This window comes from Vibrio sp. Y58_MX_L22, assembly GCF_024181865.1.
GTDB classification, from domain to species: domain Bacteria; phylum Pseudomonadota; class Gammaproteobacteria; order Enterobacterales; family Vibrionaceae; genus Vibrio; species Vibrio alginolyticus.
Genome location: NZ_JAMZAN010000009.1, coordinates 54,864 through 72,817 on the forward strand (window position 1 = coordinate 54,864; position 17,954 = coordinate 72,817).

General features: G+C 43.5%; 17 protein-coding genes and 1 pseudogene. 8 read left to right on the forward strand and 10 right to left on the reverse strand.

What is annotated here, in order from left to right; all coding sequences use genetic code 11:
- Positions 1-50 precede the first annotated feature (50 nt).
- Complete coding sequence (gcvH, locus tag NL626_RS18660; RefSeq protein ID WP_005376432.1) at positions 51-431, forward strand: glycine cleavage system protein GcvH; 381 nt, start codon at positions 51-53, stop codon at positions 429-431.
- Positions 432-557: 126 nt separating this feature from the next.
- A complete protein-coding gene (gcvP, locus tag NL626_RS18665; RefSeq protein WP_253657630.1) occupies positions 558-3,422 on the forward strand; it encodes an aminomethyl-transferring glycine dehydrogenase in 2,865 nt (954 codons plus the stop codon).
- A 241-nt stretch (positions 3,423-3,663) separates the two neighbouring features.
- Here gcvP and NL626_RS18670 read toward each other — a convergent pair whose 3' ends face one another.
- From NL626_RS18670 to NL626_RS18680, 3 genes are all read right to left on the reverse strand, one after another.
- Positions 3,664-4,065 (reverse strand): VOC family protein, encoded by a 402-nt coding sequence (locus NL626_RS18670; protein ID WP_005388788.1) that lies wholly within the window; start codon positions 4,063-4,065, stop codon positions 3,664-3,666.
- Between the two features lie 250 nt (positions 4,066-4,315).
- Positions 4,316-5,143, reverse strand: a complete 828-nt coding sequence (locus NL626_RS18675) for an MBL fold metallo-hydrolase (RefSeq protein ID WP_225452537.1) — start codon at positions 5,141-5,143, stop codon at positions 4,316-4,318.
- A gap of 266 nt (positions 5,144-5,409) precedes the next feature.
- On the reverse strand, positions 5,410-6,315 hold the full coding sequence (locus NL626_RS18680; RefSeq protein WP_115386627.1) for a LysR family transcriptional regulator: 906 nt from the start codon (positions 6,313-6,315) through the stop codon (positions 5,410-5,412).
- Positions 6,316-6,408: 93 nt separating this feature from the next.
- On the opposite strand from NL626_RS18680, the gene NL626_RS18685 reads away from it, so the two are divergent.
- The 3 genes from NL626_RS18685 to NL626_RS18695 all read left to right on the forward strand — a co-directional run bounded on the left by NL626_RS18685 (position 6,409) and on the right by NL626_RS18695 (position 8,823).
- Positions 6,409-7,320, forward strand: coding sequence for a DMT family transporter (locus NL626_RS18685; RefSeq protein ID WP_253657631.1), 912 nt, complete (start codon positions 6,409-6,411; stop codon positions 7,318-7,320).
- A gap of 196 nt (positions 7,321-7,516) precedes the next feature.
- Positions 7,517-7,978 (forward strand): carboxymuconolactone decarboxylase family protein, encoded by a 462-nt coding sequence (locus tag NL626_RS18690; protein WP_005376442.1) that lies wholly within the window; start codon positions 7,517-7,519, stop codon positions 7,976-7,978.
- Between the two features lie 104 nt (positions 7,979-8,082).
- Complete coding sequence (locus NL626_RS18695; protein ID WP_253657632.1) at positions 8,083-8,823, forward strand: helix-turn-helix domain-containing protein; 741 nt, start codon at positions 8,083-8,085, stop codon at positions 8,821-8,823.
- A 119-nt stretch (positions 8,824-8,942) separates the two neighbouring features.
- Here the strand turns inward: NL626_RS18695 and NL626_RS18700 are convergent, their stop codons facing one another.
- The 4 genes and pseudogenes from NL626_RS18700 to NL626_RS18715 all read right to left on the reverse strand — a co-directional run bounded on the left by NL626_RS18700 (position 8,943) and on the right by NL626_RS18715 (position 11,141).
- On the reverse strand, positions 8,943-9,437 hold the full coding sequence (locus NL626_RS18700) for a YcxB family protein (RefSeq protein WP_005376446.1): 495 nt from the start codon (positions 9,435-9,437) through the stop codon (positions 8,943-8,945).
- 223 nt (positions 9,438-9,660) lie between these two features.
- Positions 9,661-9,921 (reverse strand): DUF5062 family protein, encoded by a 261-nt coding sequence (locus NL626_RS18705; protein WP_005376453.1) that lies wholly within the window; start codon positions 9,919-9,921, stop codon positions 9,661-9,663.
- Between the two features lie 82 nt (positions 9,922-10,003).
- A pseudogene (locus NL626_RS18710) lies at positions 10,004-10,228 on the reverse strand (hypothetical protein); the annotation flags it as partial.
- 52 nt (positions 10,229-10,280) lie between these two features.
- On the reverse strand, positions 10,281-11,141 hold the full coding sequence (locus NL626_RS18715; protein WP_253657633.1) for an immunity 49 family protein: 861 nt from the start codon (positions 11,139-11,141) through the stop codon (positions 10,281-10,283).
- Between the two features lie 356 nt (positions 11,142-11,497).
- Here NL626_RS18715 and NL626_RS18720 point away from each other — a divergent pair, with 356 nt between their 5' ends.
- The 3 genes from NL626_RS18720 to NL626_RS18730 all read left to right on the forward strand — a co-directional run bounded on the left by NL626_RS18720 (position 11,498) and on the right by NL626_RS18730 (position 14,930).
- Positions 11,498-12,112 (forward strand): PolC-type DNA polymerase III, encoded by a 615-nt coding sequence (locus tag NL626_RS18720; RefSeq protein WP_165401653.1) that lies wholly within the window; start codon positions 11,498-11,500, stop codon positions 12,110-12,112.
- Positions 12,113-12,285: 173 nt separating this feature from the next.
- Positions 12,286-14,046, forward strand: a complete 1,761-nt coding sequence (locus tag NL626_RS18725) for an ABC transporter ATP-binding protein/permease (protein WP_017635320.1) — start codon at positions 12,286-12,288, stop codon at positions 14,044-14,046.
- Between the two features lie 491 nt (positions 14,047-14,537).
- Positions 14,538-14,930 carry a hypothetical protein gene (locus tag NL626_RS18730; RefSeq protein ID WP_086047431.1) on the forward strand — a complete coding sequence of 131 codons (393 nt, stop codon included), beginning with the start codon at positions 14,538-14,540 and terminating at the stop codon, positions 14,928-14,930.
- Positions 14,931-14,970: 40 nt separating this feature from the next.
- Here the strand turns inward: NL626_RS18730 and NL626_RS18735 are convergent, their stop codons facing one another.
- From NL626_RS18735 to NL626_RS18745, 3 genes are all read right to left on the reverse strand, one after another.
- Positions 14,971-15,975, reverse strand: coding sequence for a metal-dependent hydrolase (locus NL626_RS18735; protein WP_086047432.1), 1,005 nt, complete (start codon positions 15,973-15,975; stop codon positions 14,971-14,973).
- Between the two features lie 328 nt (positions 15,976-16,303).
- The gene (locus tag NL626_RS18740; RefSeq protein WP_042520759.1) at positions 16,304-16,762 is read right to left on the reverse strand and encodes a hypothetical protein; all 459 of its coding nucleotides are present in this window, start codon (positions 16,760-16,762) and stop codon (positions 16,304-16,306) included.
- A gap of 93 nt (positions 16,763-16,855) precedes the next feature.
- On the reverse strand, positions 16,856-17,884 hold the full coding sequence (locus tag NL626_RS18745) for a phospholipase A (RefSeq protein WP_005376466.1): 1,029 nt from the start codon (positions 17,882-17,884) through the stop codon (positions 16,856-16,858).
- Positions 17,885-17,954 lie beyond the last annotated feature (70 nt).

Consider the following 17,954-nt stretch of genomic DNA (forward strand, 5'->3'; position numbering starts at 1 on the left):
ATTTTTTTGAAATCATAATAATTCCTGACAAGTTATTCGGAGATTAAGCAATGGACAAAACACTGAAGTTTGCAGATAGCCACGAGTGGGTACGTGACAACGGTGACGGCACAGTAACAATTGGTATTTCTGAGCATGCACAAGAAATGCTAGGTGACGTGGTATTCGTTGACCTACCAGACGTAGAAGACGAAGTTGAAGCAGGTGAAAGCTTCTCTCTCGTTGAATCTGTAAAAGCAGCGTCAGACATCTACGCACCAATCACTGGTGAAATCGTAGAAATCAATGAAGAACTAGAAGACAGCCCAGAGCTAATTAACGAAGAGCCGTACGAAGGTGGCTGGATCGTAAAAGTGAAGATGTCTGATGTATCTGAACTAGATAACCTGAAAGACGCAGACGAATACCTAAACTCTATCGAAGAAGAGTAATTAGGATGTGACGAAAGCTGTTCCCTAGCCTGTTTAGAGAACAGCTTTTTTTCTAGGTTCGGACGTATAATTTAATTTATCAGTAACGCAAATCCGTTACCCGAACCAAGGAGTAGGTAAAGGACAATGACTGAATTACTTCAAAGCCTCAGCACACACAACGAGTTCGTTGCTCGCCACAATGGACCAAACAAATCTGACCAACAGAAAATGTTGGAAGCGATCAACGCAGTTAGCCTAGATTCGCTTATCGACGAAACCGTACCAGCACAAATTCGCCTAGAGCAACCAATGAGCTTGGCAGAAGCGAAAAGCGAAGCAGACATGCTGGCAGCCATGCGTAAGTTCGCCGATCAGAACCAAGTTAAACGTACATTCATTGGTCAGGGTTACTACAACACCTTCACGCCGAACGTGATTCTACGCAACGTGATGGAAAACCCGGGCTGGTACACTGCTTACACCCCTTATCAACCAGAGATCTCACAAGGTCGTTTAGAAGCACTTCTAAACTACCAACAAATGGTGATGGATCTTACTGGTATGGAAATCGCGAACGCGTCATTGCTCGATGAAGCAACGGCAGCAGCAGAAGCGATGACACTTTGTAAGCGTGCGGGTAAAAGCAAGAGCAACGTATTCTTCGTTGCTGACGACGTTCACCCACAAACCATCGAAGTGGTAAAAACTCGTGCGAAATTCATCGGCTTTGAAGTCTTGGTTGGTTCTTTAGAATCACTACCAGAGCAAGACGTGTTCGGTGCACTAGTTCAATACCCAAGTACAACAGGTGAAGTTCGTGACCTAACGGACATCATCGCTAAAGCGCAAGCAAACAAAACACTAGTGACTGTAGCAACGGACCTTCTTGCTTCTACCCTACTTAAACCTGCAGGTGAAATGGGCGCAGACGTAGCAATCGGTTCAGCACAACGTTTTGGCGTGCCGATGGGTTACGGCGGTCCACACGCTGCTTTCATGGCAACTCGTGATAAGCACAAGCGTACAATGCCTGGTCGTGTTATCGGTGTTTCTATCGATACCAACGGTAACCAAGCACTGCGTATGGCAATGCAAACGCGTGAACAGCACATCCGTCGTGAAAAAGCGACTTCAAACATCTGTACTGCTCAAGCACTGCTAGCGAACATGGCGTCTTTCTACGCGGTTTACCACGGCGCAGAAGGTCTACGCACGATTGCTCGTCGTACGCACCACATGACAGCCATCCTAGCCGCTGGCCTAACTAAAGGCGGCTTCGAGCTTGCTCACAACAGCTTCTTCGACACCATCACTATCAACACAGGTGCACAAACTGAAGACCTATACGCGAAAGCACTAGCCGCAGACATCAACCTACGTAAGTTGGGTACTCAGCTAGGTGTGAGCTTCGACGAAACCACAACCGTGGCAGATGTAGAAGCCCTATTCGCAGTATTCGGTGTGAAAGAAGAAGTCGCAGCACTATCAACTGAAATCGCAGGCAACGAGTTTGCAGCCATTCCAGAAGCATTGCGCCGCACAACAGAATATCTAACACACCCTGTGTTTAACACGCACCACAGCGAAACACAGATGATGCGTTACCTAAAACAGCTAGAGAACAAAGACTTCTCACTCACGCACGGCATGATCCCACTGGGCAGCTGTACGATGAAGCTGAACGCAGCAGCAGAGATGATCCCAGTTACTTGGCCTGAGTTTGGTTCGATCCACCCGTTCGCACCAGCAGAACAAGCAGCTGGTTACGCAGCACTCGCAAAAGACCTTAAAGAAAAGCTATGTGAAATCACTGGCTATGACGCATTCTCACTACAACCAAACTCTGGTGCATCGGGTGAGTACGCAGGCCTTATCGCGATTCAACGCTACCACGAAAGCCGTGGCGAAGGTCACCGCAACGTATGTTTGATCCCAAGCTCTGCGCACGGTACTAACCCTGCGACAGCATCTATGGTGTCAATGAAAGTGGTTGTGGTTAAGTGTGATGAAGAAGGCAACGTCGACATCGACGACCTAGCAGCGAAAATCGAGAAACACAAAGACAACCTATCAAGCATTATGATCACTTACCCTTCTACGCACGGCGTTTACGAAGAGAAAGTGAAAGAAGTGTGTGAAATGGTTCATGCCGCTGGCGGTCAGGTTTACCTAGACGGCGCTAACATGAACGCGCAGGTTGGTCTAACATCACCAGGCTTCATCGGTTCAGACGTTTCTCACCTAAACCTACACAAAACCTTCTGCATCCCGCACGGTGGTGGCGGTCCGGGTATGGGTCCTATCGGTGTGAAATCTCACCTAGCTCCTTTCTTACCAGGGCATATTGAAGACGGTGTAGAAGGCGCAGATTTCGCAGTATCAGCAGCAGATATGGGTAGCGCTTCTATCCTACCTATCTCTTGGGCTTACATCGCAATGATGGGCGAACCTGGCCTAACAGATGCAACAAAAGTAGCAATTCTGAACGCAAACTACGTGATGGAAACACTTCGCCAACACTACCCTGTTCTTTACCGTGGCAAAAATGGCCGCGTAGCGCACGAATGTATTATCGACATTCGTCCGCTGAAAGAAGAAACAGGTATCAGCGAAGAAGACATCGCGAAGCGTCTAATGGACTACGGTTTCCACGCGCCAACTATGTCGTTCCCTGTAGCGGGCACGCTAATGGTTGAGCCAACGGAATCGGAAGATCTAGAAGAGCTGGACCGCTTCTGTGATGCGATGATCGCTATCCGCGAAGAAATGGAGAAAGTGAAAAACGGTGAATGGCCACTGGATAACAACCCACTTGTTAACGCGCCACACACACAAGTTGATCTTTCAGCTGAAGATTGGGACCGCCCTTACTCTCGCGAGATTGGCTGCTTCCCGTCTAAAGCGACCAAATCTTGGAAGTACTGGCCAACGGTAAACCGCGTAGATAACGTATACGGCGACCGTAACCTAATCTGTTCATGCCCAAGCATCGATAACTACGAAGATTAATTTTTGTAGTCTCTAAATCGACAAAGGCGAACCGTTTGGTTCGCCTTTTTGTTTTTGGTGTGCCGCCCTAACACTTGTTGATACATCGAGAAGGAATGATGGCTAGTTATTGTTTGCACAAAAGTGATTTAGAAATACAGTAACTTCTGAGAACCTTTGAATTAGCACTAATATCTCAGAGCCTTAAAGGCTTGTTGGAAACTCCTCATGAACACTATGCTATGCAGGTGCTATGTAGTTTCTAGTTCAGTTGCAGTAAGTCCCATTTATTACCATAGAGATCTTGGAACACCACCACTGTCCCGTATTCTTCCACACGAGGCTCTTCATTAAATACAACACCATTTTTCTTCATCAACTCATAGTCACGCCAAAAATCATTAGTTTGCAGAAACAGGAAAACACGACCACCTGTTTGATTTCCTACTGCATGCGTTTGCTCCGGTGTACTCGCTTGAGCTAAAAGTAGGTTTGTACCATTGGAGTTTGGAGGAGAAACTTGAACCCAGCGTTTACCACCACCTAGGTTGGTATCTTCAACCAGAGTGAATTGAAGTTTTTGAGTATAGAATTCGATAGCATCGTCGTAATTTTCAACGACTAGAGCAATGTTTCCGATTTGCTGCTGAACAGTTTTGGCCATGATGATTTCCGCTGTGTCAAAACGCTAATTGTACTCTATTTTGAGACTTTTCTAGAAAGCACATAACGCCTTGCAAATGTGTAAGGCACACAATACGAATGCTTACGCACGGCGCCTTTGTCACTAGAACCGACAAACAATATAGCTGCCACCAGTGTCGAATCTTGATTGAGCAACTTATTAAAGCCTTAGCTATAACTCAAGAGCAAATCTCTAACCTAATAAAGAAGGCTGCTCGTATACCACGGTATTATAGTTCTTCTAGTTTTCCCTTAGCTAAATCTTCTTGTTGCTTAAGGAACATGAAGAAGTTTGCCTCACTGATAAACGGGTTACCGCTTGTGCCGAGCTTCTTCCTATTTTCAAAAAGGAAATTTTTATGTGGATGGTTCGAAAGGTTAACGTTCACAATAGGTGCCTGTAGTGAAATTTTTCTAATTTTCTCCATGCTAGTCAGGAACTGGCCAATAACTTCTGGATCATTGCTACTTACGCTATGCCCACCAACGATAAAAGCACGATATTGTTCGCCATTATCTTCAACAGTGAAGTCTAAGGAATAATCACCTTCCGTGTGGCCAGGTGTGAGATAGAACTTAAACTCATGTCCACCAATAGCCATAGAGCTATCGCTTTTTATCTCTATGTCTAAATTTGGAGGAAGGAACTTGTTCTCACCTTCGCTTTTGTTTGATTGCTGTATAGATAGTTCATGAGCGCTTTTGGTCATCACGACTTTGGAACCATACTTCTCTTGAAGTAACTGGGCGCCTCCAACGTGGTCAGAATGCCCATGAGTTACCAATATGTGCGTTATTGGCTTATCTTTTAGCCCTAGCTTCTCTAGGTTGATAGGTATCCACTCAGAGTAAGGGAAGTCAAGCGTATCAATGATAACGAGTCCGTCGTCTGTAGCAATGGCATATGATGAGACCCACTTGTCTCCTACATAATAGACATTATCAAACATTTGAAATGGTTCTACATAACCGTTCTTATCATTCATTGCTGGAACATATTGACTTAAGGAAGCAAAAGACGAAGCACTGAAAAGTAAACCTACAATAATTTTTTTCACGAAATCACACACAAATATATCCTTAATAATTTCTTATAGAACCTCGCGGATGAGAAAGCTCTAAACGATTTTCAGAGGCAAATACAACTGCAAATACTTTCTACTTAGCTTGAGTTTTAGCTGACCGAATCACTTGTAAACTCGAATCCCATTAACTGCCTATGTATTCATGATTCTTTTAGAGGTTAAATAAATGAACTCAATTGAGGCAGAGTCATGAAGCTTCACTTGAGGTTACCGGCACAGCACAATGTGATAAACCTCTTTCAAGCAAACATTTGAATGCGATTTTTCCAATTTAAGACATGTTCAATAAATGCATCAACTCTTGCAGGCCTTTTATCGCGGTCTCGATACATAATGAATACTTCTTTACCCGAGCATTGCCATTCTGGCAACAAAGGCAGCAGGTTATGTTGATCATGATTTAGCTCATGAAAGTAATAGGTTGGAATCCACGCAATTCCTAAACCATGGATGACGGCGTCTCTAACTAGCAGTACATCATTTGAAGTGAATTGAAACTTTAGCGGATGATCAAATGTTTCATTGGTGATTTGATTAACTAATTTCCATTGGCTGTCGTTGTTTACCGTAATTAGGCGATGATGAACAAGTTGTTCTGGATGGGTAATCGGTTGGTGTTGTTCTAAATAGCTTCGTGATGCACAAAGCGCAAATGGAATCGACCATAATTTCTGAGCAATCCAGTCTTGTTCAATAAGATCACCAAGACGAAAACTAACATCGACACGGTTAGATACAAGATTGATTTTTTCATTCTGTACATCTAAATCGATACATACCTTCGGATGTTGCTCTGCAAATTCATAAACGCACCGCTTTAACCACATCTGTGTCATGTTAATTGGCGCTGATATTTTGATCGTTCCGCTTAAAGACTGACGCTCAGTCGCAATTCTCGATGTCACATTATTTAAGCTAAGAAGTAGCGGCTCACAGAGTTGATAATATTTTTCGCCATCAGTTGTTAACGCAAAGTGGTGTGCACTGCGGTTAAATAGTCTGCAATTTAAGTTTGTTTCCAGCCTTTTTAACTTCCGGCTTAGCGTGGCTAACGGGACATTAAGACGCTCAGATGCTTGTGTTAGGCTTTGATAGCGAGCAACAGAAACGAATAACAAAAGATCATCCAAAGAGTGACGTTCCATATTTGGGATTAACCCTCTTAAATTTGGCGATTAAAAATCAAATATGAAATATATAGCATTGTCGCGTCAAGTTAATTTTTATCAGGAAGATCTATGTCTAAGCATTTATCAATTTGGTGCGGTGTTGTTGTCGCTATCTTTTTTTGGTCTAGTAACTTTAACGTAATAAAGGCTACTAATAGCGATGTCTCTCCTTTGGATTCAGCGACGTTACGATTTTCCGTTGCAGCTTTAATACTCTTACTGATAAGAGGTACTAAACGCTCTCCATATGGAGCCAAACTCACACGAAAAAGTATGTTGTCGTTGTTTGTTATAGCAACCGTGGGTGTAACTATCCAAAACTTCTCTATTTTCTCTGCAATGAGATTTACTACCCCAGTTAACGCAGCGGTTGTTCAGGCAAACCTACCACTTGTCACTATCTTGTTGTCGGGCTTTATTCTCAAGACTTCCATTTCGGTTAAAACTATTTTAGGTGCACTAATCAGTTTTTGTGGAGTGGTAATCGTCATTACAGGGGGAAATATTCATTCTATTAGCAGCAATAGTAATATTGGTGATCTATACATGTTATTTGCTTTAATTAGTGGGTGTTTATACACAATTCTAGCGAAGCGTTTAACATCTCATATCCCAGTAACTCAGCAGTTACGTTGGGTGTTAAGTATTGGTGCCATTCAAATGGTCGCTATAGCGATGTACCACGGCGACTTTAGCCGTAGCTTAAATGCCATAACATTTAAAGACCTAGCATTAATAGCTTACATGAGCCTGTTTGGAACTTTGATCGCTTATTACTTTTGGATGAAAGGCGCTATCGTTCTTGGTCCAGATAAGATGTCTCCATTATTTAATATTATGCCGGTATTCACTCTACTGATTTCGTTCATTTCTGGTGAGCAGGCTCAATGGGAAAATGTTTTAGGCGTATTTATCGTTGCGGCTGGTGTGTATATAGGTAACTCAGCACCTTTTGCTCGTTTACGGAAGGTGGTGGAGTAAAAATAGACGCCAACCTTAAGTCGCATTATTTAGAGCAATACTTTGTTAATTGGCATAAGTTTTCTTGGTTTCCAATAGGTACACTTTTCGCTTTCGTCGTTCACTCTTTTATCTAACTTTATTGAGTGCATGTCGAAAATCTTCAATCTTTTGCTAAGAGCGTTTTTTACTATGTAAAAAACAGAGGAGAATGACCATGAAAAAACGACTCAACTATATTGAAGTAGCGCCAAAAGCAATAGAAATCCTATACGCTCAGGAAGCTTACTTCCATGAACAATTTAGCCAATCAGAAACTATGAACATGATCATATGGGAACTGGTTAAGTTACGCATATCGCAAATCAATCAATGTGCATTTTGTATCGACATGCATAGTAAAGATGCGCTTAAGTTAGGTGAAAAGCCGGAACGCATATGGGGGCTTAGTGCATGGAAAGATATGCCATTCTACAGCGATGCAGAACACGTTGCGCTTGGCTGGGCTGAATTACTAACTGCTGGCCTACCAGTAGATGATGATACCTATCAGCTGACCTTGAATACCTTTGGAGAAGAAGCTATGGTCAACCTAACAATTGCGATCAACGCGATCAATAGTTGGAACCGAATAGTTAAGGCATTTAAGCCAAAGGTTGGAGTCTATAAACCTCGATAATTCTATTTGACGGTTCTTACTTGTAAGCCACTGCTTATACCTCAACTTAATAGGATGAAAAGTACATGTGTATCACTTTCTCATTTAAGTTGAGGTTAAATAGGATGATTCATTTGAACTTAGAATTTGATATTTTAAAACCTCAAAAGGCTTTAGCTGGCTATGTTCAAGCCATTTGGTCAGCATCCGTCAAACCTGATACGACGCAAACCGTACGTAAACAATTACTCAGTGATGCTGGTACAGGTGTGGTATTCATTTTACAGAATGAAGTACAAATGGATGGTGAGTGGCAGACGCCGGGGGTTGTCCTACTGCCTATAAGCATTCTGGCACATCAGGTCTGCCTACCGCCAGGCGCGGTGATGACTGGCGTACGCTTTCATCCTGCTGTTGGTTATCAACTATTTGGTAAACGTCTAGAACAGCTATTGCGGATTCAAGACGACCACCTTTTGGCTTCTTCTGCACTAGCAACATTTGAGTCTCTGCAAATAGCTCGTTCGCCATATGCAAGGATTTCTACGTTATATCGCTGGGTTCAAACACTGATTGAGGAATATGAACCGAAGTATGTCGGCCACATTATTGACCAACCTACAGGGACCATCAGTCAGCGCCAGAGAGAGCGCAATTTTCAGAAATGGTTGGGGATTACTCCTAAACATTACCAACGCATTAAACGAGTGAAGCACACTTTAGAGCAACTCCGAGCGCAACCCGATCTTACTTTATCGGAGTTGGCGCTGGAGCAAGGTTTTTCCGATCAAGCACACATGACTAGAGAGTGTAAGCAGATTGCGCGCATGACACCGAAGCAGTATGTCCGAAAGAGAAACCTCTAAACCTTATTAGCTTTCTACATCAAACCCCATTGATTCAGAATCGACCATATACTTGTTACAATGTTCGATCATATATCACCTACTTTTTCGATCGCTCATTCCAGCTTGATGTGAGTTGGTTAGCTCGCTTTTGATGCCGCGTGCCGCTCTACCATAAACGCGATCACTTCTTCGTTTAAGCAAGATTTGCTGATGTATTGGCGTTGTTTACCAAGGTGAAGGATAAAGCCCAAATCAGTTTGTTCGAGTTGGTCGATATCATTCCAAGCGAGGCTGCGGTCAACTTTACCGCTTTTGTAGCGCACGCCATCTGCATTCACTTCAAACACCACTTTACTGCCGCGGCTTGAGCTGATGGTTTGACGCCACAGCCACCAAGTTCTTTTGAAGTAAACGCTACACGCTTCAATCACACTCAATACGATAAAGAACCAACCGACGTAACCGTTAGGTAGCAGTTCAAACTCCAATAAAACCACACCAAAGATAAGAAACAGCATCCCTTTTAGGTACGCTTGTGGGAACTTTGTTGGCTGGCTAGTTTGATCATAACACTCAGCAAAGAAAGGTTTGTCGAGTATGTATTCTGTAGTGAATTCGAAATCTTTAGACATGTATGGTTACTTCAAGGCTTCTGTAAATGAGTAATCTTGGTTGCACTCTCGCAACACCTGCATTGTAGCGCTTCTCGGGATTTATCTTTAGTCATTTTGATTCTGTTTTGTAAATCAATGATTCCGCCACGCCAAAAGACCTCGGTGCACTTGCCAAGAGCAAACAAGGCGAACCATTTGGCTCGCCTTGTGAATTAATGACCTATGTAACTTCTTGAGGTTTTTACTTTAGAGGGTCGTTGTCTGGCAACGCACTGTGTATCCATACTGCCAGTCGGTGTTTGATGCTTGCGCCGTCTAGCTTGCTTTCCGGCAATGGCGTGATCTGTTTTGCATCGACCAAGAATAGGTAAATCGCTTTTACTCTTAGAGGTTGTGGTGACTGAGGAAGGTCAAAACCTTGTAGCTTCGCCATCTTCCCACCAATCTCTAGTGCCTTCTTAACCAGTTTGTCTTCATTGTGAAGCTTGGAGCTTTTTGACATTGATAAATCCTCTTCTTCGCTTCAATTAAGAATACATGAAGTGTCACGTATGGCGTGTTAGTAAGCTCGCATATTGATAAGTTTATGCCTTCTTACCGAGTAACTGATTGAAAAACGACCTTAATTCGTCATCACCAAGATTGAGCAGGTAGTCACCAACATACCATTCAACAATCGATTGATTTGGATGTGCCGTGACTTGCGGGTTACCAAACCAAATGCCCTTTTCCGTGGCAAACGTGTATTGGAGTTCTTTCAACTTTTCACAGCTGAAAGGTAGGATCAGGTACAACATGTTTGCTCGAGGTGCTGCCGAACGGCATTGCCGCAGACACTACATAAGGTGTTCTATTAATGATTTATTTAGAACAGAGATCATGCTCACCGTAAACGAGCCACTTTGGCAAATATGCGGTTTCTGGAATTGTCCAGCCATACTTATCGTATGCCAATGCAGCAAGACCAGTCAGTTTCAGAGAAACATTTCCTTTTGGCGAATAGCGAACATCTTCATTCATATAGAACTGGTAATGCGCCTCTAACGCATCCCTCAGTGCTTCTTGATAATGTGCCTCATCGCCATCGATAATGGCAACAAACACATTCACAAATGGAATAAACAAAGAGTGTACATATGGCACTCTGGTTGATTCTAAGTATTGCGGGGAGGATTTCTCCATCACAGTTTGCAATAACTCTGGTAACGCTGATGAATTGCTAAATACACCGTTAACGAACTCGACTAGCGCAACATCGAATGGATCTTTTAAACGCACTAACGACTCATCCATGATGGTCATCAGCTCTACGCAGCGCCAATCTCTCGCGGCCATCGCTAAACAGATTTCATCCAACCAAGCATCCATCGTTCCCCCTGCAATAGAACGGTTACCTACTTCCGAAAAATGTCGGTGCCCAACGGAGAATTCAACCACTTTGTCTGAATGATTGGCCAGCAAGTACACGTTATTCAGTAACTCAAGCGCTCTTTTTATATAAGCTGGCGAGGCCTGATGTTGTCCGTATTTTGAAGCAGTGAAGAATGAATCAAGCGAATACCAAGCGTCGCCTTTCATTCTTTTGAGAGGTTGCTGATAAAAAGATTGTTTTTCATCAAGCATTTCTTCCCAGAAGTTGTAAAAATCTTCATCTTCCTCACGAAAAATACGCAATTTTCTTTCTTCAGGTATCTCTAAATAATGATTCTTCATTGCTTCCATCGTTCCCTAGCCTCGCATTATAAGTTGTTCTAATTTTTTGCCGTGATGATATTCATACTCAAAATCAAGCCGTGAATGATGCCGAAGTTAATTTATAAAATCAATTTATAATCAGTATGTTGTATCGAAAGTTAATGCTTAACTGAAATGAATCGAAAAGCCGAAAAACATTTGAAATATAAGGCTACCGCACAAGCCGCGATGGGTAAGCCAGAACGTACCTGTCCATAAACAGTGGACGACGAACACTGACTTTGTGGAGTAAAGATAGACAGATATTCACCATTGTGTTCGCCTTTCTTTTTCTGTCGCTTTCGATAATACTCTTGCGCAATATTACTCAGCTGGAAAATTTTATGCCTCAAGCAAACTCTGTGGTCGTACTCGACTTTGAAACCACAGGTCTCTCTCCTACTTTAGGTGATCGCGCAATAGAAATTGGTGCAGTAAAGTTAGTCAATGGCGAGGTTGTCGATAGTTTTCAGCAACTCATGAACCCCGGTTTCAGAGTGAGTTCTTTCATTGAGAACTACACCGGCATTACCAACAATATGTTGCGATCGGCACCAAGCTGCGAAGAGGTAATGGCGTCATTTAGTGAGTTCATTGCTGGCGAGAACCTTATCGCTCACAACGCGTCCTTCGATAAACGATTTTTAGATGCAGAGCTTGAACGAATCAACTGTGGTTATTCGGGTGAGTTTGCTTGCTCCTTACTGGTAGCAAGACGGCTCATTCAAGAAGCCCCATCACATAAGCTAGGTGAACTTGTTCGCTATAAAAATATCGACAACGACGGTGTTTTCCACCGTGCACTAGCCGATGCGCAAATGACAGCCAAGCTTTGGCTCTTAATGGTCGAAGGGATAGAAAACTCAGGCATCGAAAAACCAAGTTTTAAGTTGATGCAAACGGTCAGTAAAACAGCCAAAGGAAAAGTCGACCTGCTACTCGCCAAAAGCCGTGCGTAACACCCTCCGAACTAAAAGCTGATTCTAGTCTCTTCGACGTTTAAGTGATTTTCGATATACATGCGATATTGGTTATCCCAGTTAATTTCCTGATCCGAAAGCGGTAGTTCGCTGGTCTCACCAACCAAACTGGCTTACTATGCCAGGTACCTAAAACGCTTTGTGAGTCACTCATGAGCAGAAAAAATAACAAAAATCTCAGCATTCTTCTTAAACTCAGCACCTTTATTGCACCTTATAAATGGCGGGTTGCGGCAGCCTTGGTTGCCCTTGTCGCGACAGCAAGTTTGACGTTATCCGTTGGCTATGGAGTGCGCATTCTTATCGACCAAGGCTTTGCTCAGCAATCATTGCAAGAGCTCACCAATGCGATTCAGTTTATTGTCGGTGTCACATTGTGTATTGCCATTGGGACTTTCTTTCGCTTTTACCTTGTCTCTTCCGTAGGTGAGCGCGTCAGTGCGGATATTCGCCTTGCGGTGTTTAACCACGTGATTACGCTGCACCCGAGCTATTTTGAGACCAACAGTAGCGGCGATATTATGTCGCGCCTGACTACCGATACCACGTTGCTGCAAAGCATTATCGGTTCATCGTTCTCAATGGCGATGCGTAGCGCTTTGATGTGCTTTGGTGCCATCATTATGTTATTCGCTACCAACGTTAAGCTCACGCTGATTGTGCTTGCTTCTGTGCCTTTGGTTTTGGTACCAATTTTGTTCTATGGACGACGCGTGCGTGCGCTCTCTCGCAAAAGTCAGGATTCAATGGCCGATGTCGGAAGCTATGCTGGAGAAGCGATAGAACATATTAAAACCGTGCAAAGTTTTAGCTCAGAGTCGCATGAACGAGCGGCTTTTGCTGTCGAGGTGGAAAAAGCTTATGAAATAGGTAGACAGAGAGTAAAGCAGCGAGCGATCCTGATATCAGGCGTTATTGTGATTGTGTTCAGCGCGATTGCAGGTATGCTTTGGGTAGGCGGCAGCGATGTGATTCACGGAAAAATGTCTGCGGGTGACCTAGCCGCATTTGTGTTTTATGCCATTATGGTTGCCTCATCGACTGCAACCATTTCCGAAGTCATGGGTGAATTGCAAAGAGCCGCAGGTGCTACCGAACGGCTGATTGAGATCCTTCAAGTAGACAGTGATATTAAAGCGCCAAGCAACCATTTGCCTGTCCGTTCCGACATGCCTGCTGAGATTAACTTTAATTCGGTGAGTTTCAACTACCCTTCTCGCCCAAATCAACCAGCAATCAAAGAATTAAATCTAACCGCTGAACAAGGAAAAGTACTGGCGTTAGTCGGCCCTTCTGGTGCAGGTAAAACAACACTATTCGAACTGCTGCAACGATTTTATGACCCACAGCAAGGGCAAGTGTTGTTTGGTGGTGAAGATATTCGACAGTTCGACCCAAACGAACTTCGACGTCAAATGGCGCTCGTACCACAACAACCAGCGCTGTTTAGCCATGATGTTTTCCATAATATTCGCTACGGTAATCCTGAAGCGACGGATGAACAAGTTATCGAAGCCGCGAAAAAAGCCCATGCCCATGAGTTTATTGAGAAGCTTCCCGAAGGCTATCACAGCTTTTTAGGCGAGCGCGGCGTTAGGCTATCGGGCGGACAAAAGCAGCGCATTGCGATTGCTCGCGCGATTCTAAAAGATCCAAAAATCTTACTGCTAGACGAAGCTACCAGCGCCCTTGATAGTGAAAGTGAACATCACGTTCAGCAAGCACTTGAAGCTCTAATGAAAGGACGCACAACGCTGATCATTGCTCATCGTCTTTCGACTATCCAACATGCGGATAAAATTGCGGTGCTTGACAATGGCGAGTTAGTCGATGTTGGTAACCACCAATCATTAATGCAAAGCTGTGAGTTGTATCAGCGACTTGTGGCATTGCAATTTAAGCACTTGGAGTAACGCCTAGTTAAGCGTTCAAAAGTAAGTAAAGGCGAACAAAGTAATTTAATAACAATAGCTTAACGATGTTTTTTTGTATCAGTCCTGTGAACCCTGGCGAGACTAGGGATCTGATAGCAGTGCGCTGAGTGGTTAATGAGATAATTTAGACCATGAAGAGCTAGGGTAGAAGATCCCACATCATGTCCCATCGTCGCTGTACAAGGTGACGAAATACAAAAGATGCCACTCGCAGTTAAACGAGCGGCATTAAACCAAGCAGCTCGTCTTTTAACAAAGGAATTCCAGTAACCAGCGTATTCTCCCTTCAACTAGAAACACTCGTTCACAACTACCATATAAAACCCAATCAGCTTCATTTGTAATAATTCAGGTTTCAAAAATAGGAAATCATTACTGAAAAAGTTTACCGCGTTTTGTGTTGCTATCTATGGTTACAATATTTGAGACATCAATGCCTTTAAACCAAGCAACACAAAAGCGGCACCGATATGAACAGCGAAGCGAAACAACTATTTTCTTATCTATGTCAGCGATACGATGCGCTTTCTCAAGAGCTTGAGTCTCGCCCTTTTCCTGAATTTTCTGAGACTATTACTCATCCTCTTGGGCACTGTTTAGTCCGTTGCCCAGCAGGTAGCCAACGCTTTTCTATTGTAGCAGTCAACTTTGCACCCTCCATTCGCGGGCAAGGCGTGCTTACTGCATTTATCGACTACATCAAAAGCAATCCTTACCACTACCAAGGTGTTGAGGTTGCAATCATTGAAAACAAGAACTTAGCTAAACGGCTTTTGTCTCTTGGCTGGAAGTACAAGTCCCTGTTTGGCAAAATTTTCTTCGCTAGCAAGCCGACCCTAGTAAAGGACTTTCAGTCTACGTAATGGTTATTACGACACCGCATCGGTATCCAAAGTAAAGCCATCACTCAAAATCCGTAAGCATGTTGAAAAAAACTTGGCGATCTTCTGCAGTACTTCCTCGATGAGCAGTGTATTCAACGTGCGCGTCTGCGCTGGCTTTTGGGGATAGATTGATGCCCCATAACGCATTAATTTGATTTGGTACGATGGAATAACGCATATCAACAATTCGCATTTCATTATTCGGATCCTTCGCTACAAAACCGTTTGAAAACCAACGGAAACGTTCGATGTCTTTTGCTTGTTGCGATTGCGGGTTTAGCCACGGAAATTGCTCTTTTATATTTAACTTTGGAGTTGATTCGCCAGGGTAAATTTTTATTGAACGCCCCACCCTTACGGCATCTACATAGTAGCTCTCTTCCGTTTCATAAATTAGTTTCCAAACCAAAAGATTGCTGAAACTTGGTTTGGCTTTTAATTGTATAGCGTTGTGTTGTCGCTCTTTGACGATTTCCCAACCAGCTACTTCTGCTCTATCTCGCTGGATCATTCCAAGACTTAGGTAAGCCAGGCACCATAAAAATGCAATGCGGGCATAGTTTGGGCTTCGCTTCAGTGCAACAAACAAAAGCAATATTAAAATAGGGAGTGTGAACGCGGGGTCGATTACCGAAATAGTGTTCCAAGCATAACGCGTGTTGCTTATCGGCCATAGAAGCTGTGTTCCATAACTGGTGCATGCGTCTAATAACGCATGGGTACTATAACCAAGCGCGCAGTAAAACCAACTCTGCCGGAAGCTTAGTCCTCGCTTTTTTGCGAACAATGGATACAACACCAAAGCACAAATGAAACTACCAAACGGGATAAACAAGAGCGAGTGAGTAAATTGGCGATGGTATTCCAAATACAGCAAAGGATCAGTTGAAGAACGGATGAGCACATCTAAATCCGGAGCCATCCCAGAGACCACGCCCAACACGCCAACAACTGCAAGGTTTCGCTTGTTGCTCACGGCCAGTGGCAAAGCTGCACCCAATAAACCTTGCGTTAACGGATCCATCGTTCACTTCCTTTAGATAGATGAAGCTCAGCTGGAAAGCGTACACGCTCAATAGTCGGTTCCAATTTAAAAACCAGAAGGTTCTTCGACATAAATTATCCGCATTTAAGTGGAAAACAATACACGACTTAGTCATGCATTTGCTTGTTTAGCAACAAACACCTTGATTTAGTGTAAGAAGGAATCACGCCGTTCGCTAGTGAACGAACAAATCTGAGTCTAGGCTTGTTTGGTATTTCAAACCCGAAGGTTTATCTGACGCGAAAAAACAAGGCGATCCAAATGGCTCGCCTTGTTTCTAATTTACTGAACGATAAACGACAGGGGTTTAGTCTTGAGGATTCTCTTTCGCGTTGATTTCAGCGTAAGTGTGCAGCAGCTCCGTCAATGTTTTTACCCACGCAAAAACATCCGAAGGTGCATTTTCGATTAGTTTTTCCACTAGAGCACAGTGTGTTTCTAGCGTGATGGCCTCTTCCAAACGGAATGAGAGCGCGTAGAAATGCCAAAGCACCAATCGCGTCATTCGCTCGCTATTTTGCTTTGCGTTGTCTGAGTCATCAAACGCTTGTTGAATTTCACTCAGTGCGATTGCTGTCATGCGTAGCATTGCATCAAGACGTGCAGACAACATGCGGTCTTCACTATCCACTTCTTCTTGATCAAAAGTGAACAGCTCATTCATCACGTCTTCTGGCACCATTTTACTGATCATACGAGCACTAAACTCTTCAAGCTCATGGCGAGGCATAGTTACAAGACAATCGAAGGTGTAATCACGAAGCATAAAATCACTCTAGGTTAGAAATCAATTTCAGCCTCGCATTCTAAATATTGAAATTTCAATTGCCAGTGTTAATTTCTATCCATCTACGAAAAACTACAAAACACCGTTGATTGCAATACCAACACCAATCCGCTGCTGATTATGATCATAGTCGATCAAGCTCTTACCATAACCCGCTGAGTATTGTGCGTACCCCTGAACTTTGCCCCAAATCGGAAATGACACTCCCAGTTCTGCAAAACCCTTATGTGTTTGAAAGTTCTGGCGACCTAAAAAGGTAAACTCGTAACCATTCCACTTGTAAGCACTCGATAGCTCAAAGTGTCCCATATAGTCTTCGATATCCGGGTTATCATCACCTTTGGGATCATTAGGCGATGTCTTTTCATCTTCAGGTATACGCCACCAAGGCTGGATAGAAACCGCAAAATTGTCTTTTGCAAAGGTTACGTTGGCATAGACACGGTTCCAACTGCGCGATAGCTCCTGTCTCTGACCGTTAGACTCATGTTCAATACCAAAACCTAACCAAGTCGAACCATCAAGTGGTTTCCAGTCAGTTGGGGTGTAGTAAAAAAGCTCTGGACGATAATTGGTTTCACGGAATGGACGAGATGCTGCACCCGTATATACCTGCCAAAATGATTTAAGAGTCATTCCAAAAAACAGACCATCGCCATCAAACAACAAGTCATCATAGTTCATTGGTACTTTAAAACTGATTTGGAACTCCGCCTCTTCCTTACGCAGTTCATCGCCGTATTTGGTGTCGGCATACGCGCGTTTATTTACACGATCACTGTATGTAAACGGAAGAATATAGTTAACGCGATGCGCGACCAGACTAAACGGTTCGAACGCGTTTTCTCGTTCTGATTCCAAACGCTTGTCGACCAAACTTTCCTGAAGTTCTTCAGGCTCTTCAATTTCTGGATCAGCGGGCACTGTGCTGGTTACTGTGTCAAGCTCACACTGCGCGCGAATGCTCTTTATGGTTTCTTCACCTTTGCTTTGCTTTATTTTGTCTAGCAAACATAAATCATAAGCACTGGCTGTTTCTCCCATCGCAACTGGCGCTGCCAATAAACTCAGTATTGATATCCCTGCCACTTTTGAAGCCATCTGAAACCCTTAATATTCTTTATGTCAAACCAGATAATTTTAGTTTTTCTTGGTAAACCGCTTGCCATTC